The 8,866-nt window shown below is 36.3% G+C and carries 8 protein-coding genes; 5 read left to right on the top strand and 3 right to left on the bottom strand.

The genetic code is table 11. From position 1 onward, the window contains the following. Window positions 1–581 precede the first annotated feature (581 nt). The 3 genes from U9K52_RS19835 to U9K52_RS19825 all read right to left on the bottom strand — a co-directional run bounded on the left by U9K52_RS19835 (window position 582) and on the right by U9K52_RS19825 (window position 3,608). Window positions 582–2,141: a ribonuclease E/G gene (locus U9K52_RS19835; protein ID WP_248394503.1), complete on the bottom strand. Its 1,560-nt coding sequence runs from the start codon at window positions 2,139–2,141 to the stop codon at window positions 582–584. Window positions 2,142–2,505: 364 nt separating this feature from the next. Then, the gene (locus tag U9K52_RS19830; RefSeq protein ID WP_027388329.1) at window positions 2,506–2,796 is read right to left on the bottom strand and encodes an HU family DNA-binding protein; all 291 of its coding nucleotides are present in this window, start codon (window positions 2,794–2,796) and stop codon (window positions 2,506–2,508) included. A gap of 140 nt (window positions 2,797–2,936) precedes the next feature. Further along, on the bottom strand, window positions 2,937–3,608 hold the full coding sequence (locus U9K52_RS19825; RefSeq protein ID WP_248394502.1) for a response regulator transcription factor: 672 nt from the start codon (window positions 3,606–3,608) through the stop codon (window positions 2,937–2,939). Between the two features lie 177 nt (window positions 3,609–3,785). Between U9K52_RS19825 and tssO the strand changes: the two genes are divergently transcribed. The 5 genes from tssO to U9K52_RS19800 all read left to right on the top strand — a co-directional run bounded on the left by tssO (window position 3,786) and on the right by U9K52_RS19800 (window position 8,864). Continuing rightward, window positions 3,786–4,322 (top strand): type VI secretion system TssO, encoded by a 537-nt coding sequence (gene tssO / locus U9K52_RS19820; RefSeq protein WP_248394501.1) that lies wholly within the window; start codon window positions 3,786–3,788, stop codon window positions 4,320–4,322. 11 nt (window positions 4,323–4,333) lie between these two features. Continuing rightward, on the top strand, window positions 4,334–4,861 hold the full coding sequence (locus U9K52_RS19815) for a type VI secretion system transmembrane protein TssO (RefSeq protein WP_248394500.1): 528 nt from the start codon (window positions 4,334–4,336) through the stop codon (window positions 4,859–4,861). Window positions 4,862–4,913: 52 nt separating this feature from the next. Further along, complete coding sequence (locus U9K52_RS19810) at window positions 4,914–5,819, top strand: PKD domain-containing protein (RefSeq protein WP_248394498.1); 906 nt, start codon at window positions 4,914–4,916, stop codon at window positions 5,817–5,819. Window positions 5,820–5,865: 46 nt separating this feature from the next. Next, entirely contained in the window at window positions 5,866–8,265 is a 2,400-nt protein-coding gene (gene tssR, locus U9K52_RS19805) for a type VI secretion system protein TssR domain-containing protein (RefSeq protein WP_322927855.1), read from the top strand. Window positions 8,266–8,360: 95 nt separating this feature from the next. Beyond that, on the top strand, window positions 8,361–8,864 hold the full coding sequence (locus U9K52_RS19800) for a DUF4280 domain-containing protein (RefSeq protein ID WP_248394494.1): 504 nt from the start codon (window positions 8,361–8,363) through the stop codon (window positions 8,862–8,864). Window positions 8,865–8,866 lie beyond the last annotated feature (2 nt).

The following is an 8,866-nucleotide window of genomic DNA, read 5'->3' as shown; positions in this document are numbered from 1 at the left end:
GAAGTGGACAGTAAGAAGTAAGATGTAAGAAGTGAGATGTAAGATGTGTTCAGGGTTTAATGTTCAGCGTTTAGAATTTAAAGTTTAAAGTTTAGGACTTGTTAAGGTTTAAGTTAAGATTCAGGTATCAAGTTTAAGCCGTACTTAAAATACCAATCATGAATTTTATCCATGCTCTTATTACTCATTACTCATTACTCATTACTCATTACTCATTACTCATTACTCATTACTCATTACTCATTACTCATTACTCATTACTCATTACTCATTACCAATTGCTCATTACTCATTACTCATATAAAGACAGGCAACTGTCCTAGCCTCGATAGCAGCGGCTACCCCACAGCCGGGATGGAAGGAAGGGCTTTAAGCCCCGGAAAGCTCTGGAGCGAGGAGTAAGAGCGGATAGCGAGAGAAAGCTCCTGAAAATATTTTGTTTTACCGTCAATGTACGCCTGATCATTAGAAAGTGTTTATTTATGTATTAGAGGCTTATATTTTGAAGTTTTTATGGACTTATAATTGATACCTTAATGCAAATAAAAAACTCCGGCATAAGGCCGGAGAATGTAGTTTTGTTAATTAGAATATCCTATCAATTCTTCTTTTTTTGAATTGTAAATCCTGTATTCTAAATATTTAAAAGAGTCTCTTGGAACGACGATTACCCACTTTTTGTATTTCATAAACCATTTCATTTGAATGCTGTTGAAGCCTTTAGTAAGATATGCTTCAACGAAAGGGTGTACATGCAGATAGAGCTTGCCTTTTTCCTTTTGCATTATGGTTCTGAGGGTTTCGCCCATTCGTTCAACAATAACGATCGGAGCAACGATTTCTCCGTCTTTATTGGGGTTTTCTTCTTTGGTCTCGATCTGTTTTTCCGGACGGTTTCTTTGTCGGGTAATCTGGATCAGTCCGAATTTGCTTGGTGGAAGTATTTTGTGTCGTGCTTTATCACGCTTCATTTCTTCCTTGAGATGTTCATAAAGATCTCTTCTGTGTTCAGGGTTTGTCATGTCGATGAAATCGATTACGATAATTCCTCCCATATCACGAAGACGGAGCTGCCGTGCAATTTCGGTGGCAGCCATTTTGTTGACTTTCAGCGCATGTTCTTTGTTGACGGCTGTTCCGGTGGTAATGTTGTTTCCGGAGTTTACATCAACCACATGAAGCGCTTCTGTGTGTTCTATGACGAGATAGGCACCTTTTGAGCTTGGAATGTTAACGTGTTTTCCAAAACTTTGCTTGAGCTGTTTTTCTACGTTGTAATATTCCAGAAGAGGAATATGAGAATCATAGAAATGGACAATGTTTTTTCTTTCAGGAGCTATAACTTCGAGATAGTTTTTCATTTCACCCACCATTTGTTCGTCATCACAGGTGATGCTTACAAAATCTTGGTTAAAATTGTCTCTTAATATTGCTGAAGCTTTATCATCTTCGCTCAGGACTCTTGACGGAACTTTGTTTTTCTGGATATTTTTAAAAGCAGTTTCCCATTTCTGGATCAGCTGATTCATATCATTATGCAGATCAGCAACTTTTTTCCCTTCGGCAACGGTTCTGATGATTACCCCAAATCCTTCAGGTTTAATACTTTCGATAAGGGTTCTCAGCCTTTCTTTTTCTTCAGAGCTTTTAACTTTTTTTGAAATAGATACTTTATTATCGAAAGGAATAAGTACCAGAAAGCGGCCTGTAAGCGAAATCTGGGTGGATATTCTCGGTCCCTTTGTAGAAATGGGCTCTTTGGTAATCTGAAGCAAAACAACGTCATCTTTGGCTATGACTTTGTCTACGGTTCCGTTTTTATCTATTTCGGGTTGTATCTCGAAATTTTTTAAGCTCGATGTGCTTTGTTTTTTGGAAACGGTATCCCTTAGAAATTTTCTGTAAGTAAGATATTGCGGGCCCAAATCCTGGTAATGAAGAAAAGCATCCTTTTCATAGCCGATATTTACAAAGGCAGCGTTCAGGTTGGGAGCCAGCTTTTTTACTTTCCCGATAAACAAATCTCCAACTATAAAGTCACTTTTGTCCTCTTGCTCATGAAGTTCACATAGTCTTCCGTCTTCCAGCAGTGCAATCTTCGTTAGATCATCTTCATGCGAAACGATTAGTTCTTTCTTCATTTTATTGTAAAATAAAAATTGTTAAGAAGGTAGAAAACAGGCGTATATTTCATCATATAAATTTATCCTTAAATTAAGAATTAGTATTGAATGATCGTTATTTTTTTTAATAAAATATCTATTCCTGTTTTATCGGCATCTTAATAGTTGCAAAAACAAAATATAGTCGGTGAACCTTTAAAAATTTAAAATCACCAACTATATTATATATTTTAAATCTCAGGAAATGAGATTATTTTTTCTTATGTCTGTTTGCTCTTCTTCTCTTTTTTCTTTTGTGAGTTGCAACCTTGTGTCTTTTTCTTTTCTTTCCGCTTGGCATAATTATAATTTTTTAGTAACTAGTTAATATTCAGTTAATTCTTTATTTTACGGTAACTTTCGTTTTTACTTTCTCCACAAAAGATTTTGATGGCTTGAAAGCAGGAATGTTATGTGCAGGGATTTCAATCGCAGTATTCTTGGAGATGTTTCTTCCCGTTTTAGCTGCTCTTGTTTTAATGATAAAAGATCCAAAACCTCTCAAATAAACATTATCTCCATTATACATAGAAGTTCTGATTTCTTGCATAAAAGCTTCTACAACTTTCTGTGTTTCATTCTTTTCGGTTCCCAACTTATTTGAGATGGTGTTTACCAATTCTGCCTTTGTCATTTCCTTATTTTAATTTTAAATTTTAGGTGTGCAAATTTAGTTAAAAAAATTGAATATTAGCAAATTAGTGGCAAAATATTTTTCGGTAAGCGATTGAAAACTGACTGTTTACTTATTATGAATACACTTATAAATCACCATTACATACTGGAATTATAGTATCCGTTCTCCACACAGAAGCGGATAAGGTGAAGTTTTGTCTTCAGTCCCAGTTTTTCTGTAAGGCGGTTGATGTAAGTATCAATTGTTCTGGTACTGAGGTTCAGCTTTTCAGCAATTTCTTTATTACTGAAGCCTTCATAGCAGAATTTCATAAGCTGGATTTCCGTTGGTGAGAGTTCTTCCTGGCTTTTTTTCTGTCGTTCCATATATTCCATTACGGCCAACGGCTGCTGTTCCCATTGTTGGCTATATATTTCGTAATCAAAGGTGTCGCCTGCTATCTTCCCCTTGATAATATCTTTAATGACATTGCTTTTTTTCTGACAGTAATATACATTGGGAATTTTAGAAAGAATCTCGGCCATATCTTCCTGGTACGTTCCGGAATAAGTGATGATAGGTGTTTCTGTATTGCTTTTGCGGATATATTTTATCGCTTCAAGACCGCTTAATACCGGCATAAAAAGCTCTACAATAAATACGTCTTCCTGCCTTCTGTAATTCCTGCTGATCAATTCATGGCCATTGTTGCAGTCATTAAGAAGTATATAGAACGGATTTTCGGCAAGCATTTTAATCAGGATCTTTTTAAAATAAAAATCACTGTCTGCTATGGAAAACCGCACAGTTTTGGTCAATAATTTGCTCACGTTAATATCGATTTGGTGAATGATGATATAATCAGATCACTAAATTATGAAAATTAGCTGAAAGTTAAAATTAAACTTAATTTAATTGAAATTAAATTATTATTTCATTAAAATTAGTAAATTTTGTGAATAAATTATTTTTTTATAATTTCACGAAACCAAACAAATCACAAACATATGTCTTCGAACCGGGAGCAAAAATTAAACAAAGCAGACGTCAGGATAGGCATTTGGAAATTTATTCTATCGTTTATCGTTCTATCAGGTGTATCCTTCACCTGCATATTTTTCTTTTTTAAAAGTTATGACATCCAAAGGCAGGGTGTCAAAAAAGAAGCGGACGACTACCGCTATCTTCTTACCAGAAGCAATCTTCTGAAAGATCATGTAGACAGTATATTTTACCGGATGGATCAACTGGATATTAACCGGGTACAAAATGATATTTTCCTCAGAAACGCAATCATGGAAGATGTGAGAAATGCAAGAAATGCAATGGATAAGGACAGTGCTGATAATTTTAAGCATTATTCCATTCTTATGAAGCAGATCGAACCTATGCTGGCCTTAAAAAAACAGATCATTGATGTTTCCTACAAAGAACAGGTGGCTTTAAGGAATCTCAACGAATGTAAAGGAAAGATCGGAATAATCAACAGTGAACTGAAAGTAGACCCTACCAGAAAATTTTCAGGAATGAGAAGAAGAAGATAAAAACGAAAACTATGCAAGGACAAATCACATTATCAAAAAAAGAAAGGCATTATCAGTTTTTATATTTAATCTTAATGCTTTTTGCAGCGCTTATTTTTATGGGAATCATTTTCTTACGGGCTTTTCAGTCTCCGTTTTCGGATAACGATATAGTTTCCATACAGATGCTTGAAGAAAAGGCCAAATTCGATCAGAAGCAGAAGTCATCTTTCAAAGTGATGGACAGTACCTTTTCTATGATCAATAAACTTACGGACGAAGCTCCACAGCCTTTTGTGGAAAATAATATCATGTACGGAATCAACGATGTGGCCGGATATTATCAGAACGGAGACAATATTAACGATATCAGAAAAGAAGCATATCCGCAGATCGCAAAATTTTACAAAATGTATTTCAACGATAAAAAAATAATTTCCAGTAAAACGGAAAATATCAAAAACTTTGAAAAGCAGTTTGATGAATGCTCTATCGGGTTTAAAGAAAAGAAAAGCCAGCTCTTCCAACGTGAGACCGCTTTACAGTCGAGATCCCAGTAAACCCACACATCCAAAATTACACTAAAGCACATACACATCACAATCATTAACTATGAATTACTTTCAGAAAAACAAGAAAAACATTATTATCGGTGTTATAGCAACATTGTTAATAGCTGCGCTGGTTGCATTATGGCTGCAGAAGAAAGTGATACACTCCTCAGACGATATTGTAGGGGTTGTATACCCGTCTACCTTAAAAGTAGGAGATACACTTTCATTCGAAGACAAAACACAGTTTGCCAAAAACAAAATATGGAATTTCGGAGATGGAACCACCAGCGATAAAAATAAAGGGATCCACTTTTACAACAAACCGGGGTATTATCAGGTGACCTTGATTGTCGATAATAAATATTCCAAATCTTTTCCCATCATCGTCTCTGCAAGGACAGTACCTAAAAAAGACAGTGTAAAAACGGTAACGCTCATTGATGCACCGTCGCAGGCCATGCAGTTTGAAAATGTGCAGTTTCGTGCTATTTCAGACGGAAAACAATTTACTTGGAAATTCGGAGAAACCGGAAGAATTGATTCTAAAGATAAATTGGCGATCTATTCTTATCAAAAACCGGGCAATTATGTGGTGAGCCTGATCACGGATGAAACAGTAGAGCCCGTGCTTCACCAGATTAAAATTTTACCTGCTTACGATGCCTTAGAAGAAGAAGTAAGCGTGGAAGACAGCTATGCTAAAATTGATAACGATTTTAAATATCATCTTCAGCAGATAGCGTACGGAAACAGTTTCAACATGCATTATAATTATCTGTTGAGAACCTACCTGTGTAACAATGAAAATACAGTAGTAAAGGTAAATGACAGCAAAGTCAATAATTTCTATATGTATTGTGCAGGGCTTCAGTTTGATAAAAATAATATCATACAGACCGTTAAAGTAAATTTTGACGATGCACAGAACTGCGTTACGAAAGTAGATATTAACCAAAGCAAATAACCACGTCCTTCCGGGACATCACACCAATCGTAAAATATATAAAAGGATGAAAAATAAACTTCCTCTAGCAGCATATTATATCGGATTATCGGTATTGCTGACAGCCTGTCAGGTAAAACTACCGTCAAAAAGAACACCTGAACCTTCACAATACGGGCAGATAGATAACGCTACGGTAATTAACGGTTTTCCTAAAAAGGCCGTTCCGTGGATTGCTATTTCAGACCGCTCCAGAAACACGGCATATCTGGACAAAAATGATGAAAAATCATACAAAGAAGTTAAGTTCCTGGAACCTCTAATGGTGCTTAAACATAGGGATGGTATGGTAAAAGTAGCAGAATATATTCCTGATGCTTTAATGAAAAAAGTATCATCCAAACAAGTAAAAACCTATGGCTGGATTCCGGAATCTGATCTTCTTTTATGGAACAGTTCGCTGAAAAGCGAAAAAACAGGTTTTCCGGTAAAGGTTGCAGTGGTACCCAATAACACTGAAGTTATCAAAAACTCTGAAAGATATTATAAAAATGACTCCATCATGGTGTTCAGTTCGCCAAGCCTTATTGAGCAGGCAAATGTGAAAATTCCAAATGGACAGATGGTATATGTCTACAAACAGGCAGAAAATAATAAGCGATTTCTGGTTGGAAAAAAGCCGAGTATTGATATCGACAGTATTGGGAAAAGTCTCTACGGATGGGTAAGTTCAAACGTTATTTCCAGCTGGGGTGAGCGCTCTGCCGTTAAAATGAAAAATACAACCGGAATTACAGAGACTACCTTAGGGATTCATGAAGGATCTCCTGGAGGAAATGATTCGGAAAACAGAGTGGCTGTTCTGCTGACCGATGTTAATAAAAGAACGCCTCTTGAGAATATTTTTCCGGTAACTTTACCGCTTAATGAACCGCCGGCTCCGGATTCCAAAACTAAATATTTTACGAATATTCTGGATTACAGCAAAAATTATGTATTCAATGTATTAGGAGAACCCATTTATTTCGACCGATATAGAGAAATCACCGAGAAAAATAAAAAAATAAATATTGTATTTACCCTTGATATCAGTGCTCCGAACGCGCCATATGCTCCGATTGTAAAATCTCTTTTACAGGATTTACAGTTGAGATTTGAAAAACCTTCTTATTTTAATCAGGTGCGTTATGGTGTGGTTTTGTATAAAAATAATTCTTGCGGAGATAATGTAGCGGTGTCTCCATTAAACACGGATTACAGTAAGATTACAACATTCATTGATCAGAAAAGCAATGAAATGAACTGTATCAGCAACAGCGGATACCAGCCGGTAAATGAAGGATTAATGGCAGCGGGAGATCTTCTTTCAAATTTCCCGGACGAAACCAATATTGTTGTTACCGTAGGAACCTCAGCCGCGCAAAGCGGAAACATGTACGGAGTGATTAATTCTCTTACGCAGGCCCAGGCAAGACTGATCATGTTCCAGACAAGCGCACGATCATCAGATACGTACAATGATTTTGTTTTAATGTCAGAGAATGTAGTCACGAATACAGCCAAAAATATTGCGGAACTGAAGAAGCAGAAAATTATTAATCAGAATGATGTTTTAACAAAAAATAATTTTAATCTGGTAGAAGGAGATGAGGGTTTCTTTTCTTTAGATTATCCTAAACAAAGTATGGCTCAGGGATTTGTGATCTTTCCTAAAAAAGGAGACATCGCAACGCCGGGATATCTGAAAAAATCCGTAGACAGCCTTATTGCTCAGGTTACTTTGGATAATACAACGTTGGATAAATCTTTAAATGATTATTTTCATTCATCAGTTGGCGCAGGAAGAACAGATGTAGATCTGAAATATAAATATCTCTATCCGGGACTTACAAATCCCGTTCCTGCAGGTATTGCAGCACAGCTTATCAATTACGGAAACCCGTTCCTGGTAAAAGGATATATTCCGAAAGAACTTAAAGATTTTAAGCCCGGCCTTGAAAAGGGAATTCTTATTTCTGAAGCCGAATATGATAATTTAAAATCATTTTATACCGAAGTATATCAGAAAACAGGAGCAGAGAGAGCGGATTTCAGTCAGGCAAGAGCCGTAAGGGAATATATAAAACTGTTAAAAAAGTATAATCCTACATCAAAATTCCTTGATAAAGGCGATCTTTATAAACAGCCCATGTCATATTCTGTAGGGGTAAGTACAGGTTTTGATAATTCCGAGGAAGAGTTAATGACAAAATACATGCTGAAAGGCTGGAAAAAATCTAAAATTGTCACCAACGAAACGGCCCGAAACTATTTCCGCCACTATAAAGATCTGGCAGAAAGAATGCTTTCGCACAGAAACGACCCGGCTGTGAAGATCCAGCAGAACGGACAGACTTTTTATTGGCTTAATGAATATTTTATGCCGACCATGCAGCCCACCGAACAGCCTGAATATACTAAACATTAATAACTTATAATATTAAAAAGCGGAATTTAATTCTGCTTTTTTATTTTTTTAATGTAAATTTTTTTATCTTTGATGCTACCCAAATCATAAATATTATGTCACAGCAATCATCTCCTCATGACGGAAAGCATTTCGTCATTCAGAAAGGTAAAGCCCAGTGCAATCAGGGTGATCAGTTTCCACAGCATAAAGTAACTTCTCATCAGAAACATTTCTGGAATGACTCTGATGGTAATAATGATTTTCTGGCCGTTACAGAAGATGATCTCCAGTTTAATCCTTCCGGTCCAAGTTTTGGAAAATGCAAGCTGAAGCCCAGCTCCGGTGGAAATCTGCCTTGTTCTTATGCTCCGGCCGGAAAATGGCAGAAAACCTATGGCAAAGTAAAGATTATGGATAAAAAAATCGTTACGGAAGTATCGGAACTGCAATGTGTAGTGGGAGGAAAAATCACCATTAAAGATCATGGCCAGAGAGGGCAGATGAGCAAAAAGAATGTAAAGAATGCCGATAATAAAACGGTACAGCATATTAATCCGCTTGTAAATATGCAGGACTATAAAGAAACGGTCCTGGAAAGTGAAATTGACGCTTATTAATT

The sequence above is a fragment of the Chryseobacterium sp. MHB01 genome (genome assembly GCF_034651565.1).
In the GTDB taxonomy this organism is placed as follows: domain Bacteria; phylum Bacteroidota; class Bacteroidia; order Flavobacteriales; family Weeksellaceae; genus Chryseobacterium; species Chryseobacterium nepalense.
Note: the sequence above shows the minus strand (reverse complement) of the source record. Positions and strands in the feature narration are given on the sequence as shown.

Excerpts from the sequence above, each read along its gene's own strand:
- U9K52_RS19835 (WP_248394503.1), bottom strand. The coding sequence starts at position 2,141 with ATGAAGAAAGAACTAATCGTTTCGCATGAAGATGATCTAACGAAGATT.
- tssO (WP_248394501.1), top strand. The coding sequence starts at position 3,786 with ATGTCTTCGAACCGGGAGCAAAAATTAAACAAAGCAGACGTCAGGATA.
- U9K52_RS19810 (WP_248394498.1), top strand. The coding sequence starts at position 4,914 with ATGAATTACTTTCAGAAAAACAAGAAAAACATTATTATCGGTGTTATA.
- U9K52_RS19830 (WP_027388329.1), bottom strand. The coding sequence starts at position 2,796 with ATGACAAAGGCAGAATTGGTAAACACCATCTCAAATAAGTTGGGAACC.
- tssR (WP_322927855.1), top strand. The coding sequence starts at position 5,866 with ATGAAAAATAAACTTCCTCTAGCAGCATATTATATCGGATTATCGGTA.
- U9K52_RS19800 (WP_248394494.1), top strand. The coding sequence starts at position 8,361 with ATGTCACAGCAATCATCTCCTCATGACGGAAAGCATTTCGTCATTCAG.
- U9K52_RS19815 (WP_248394500.1), top strand. The coding sequence starts at position 4,334 with ATGCAAGGACAAATCACATTATCAAAAAAAGAAAGGCATTATCAGTTT.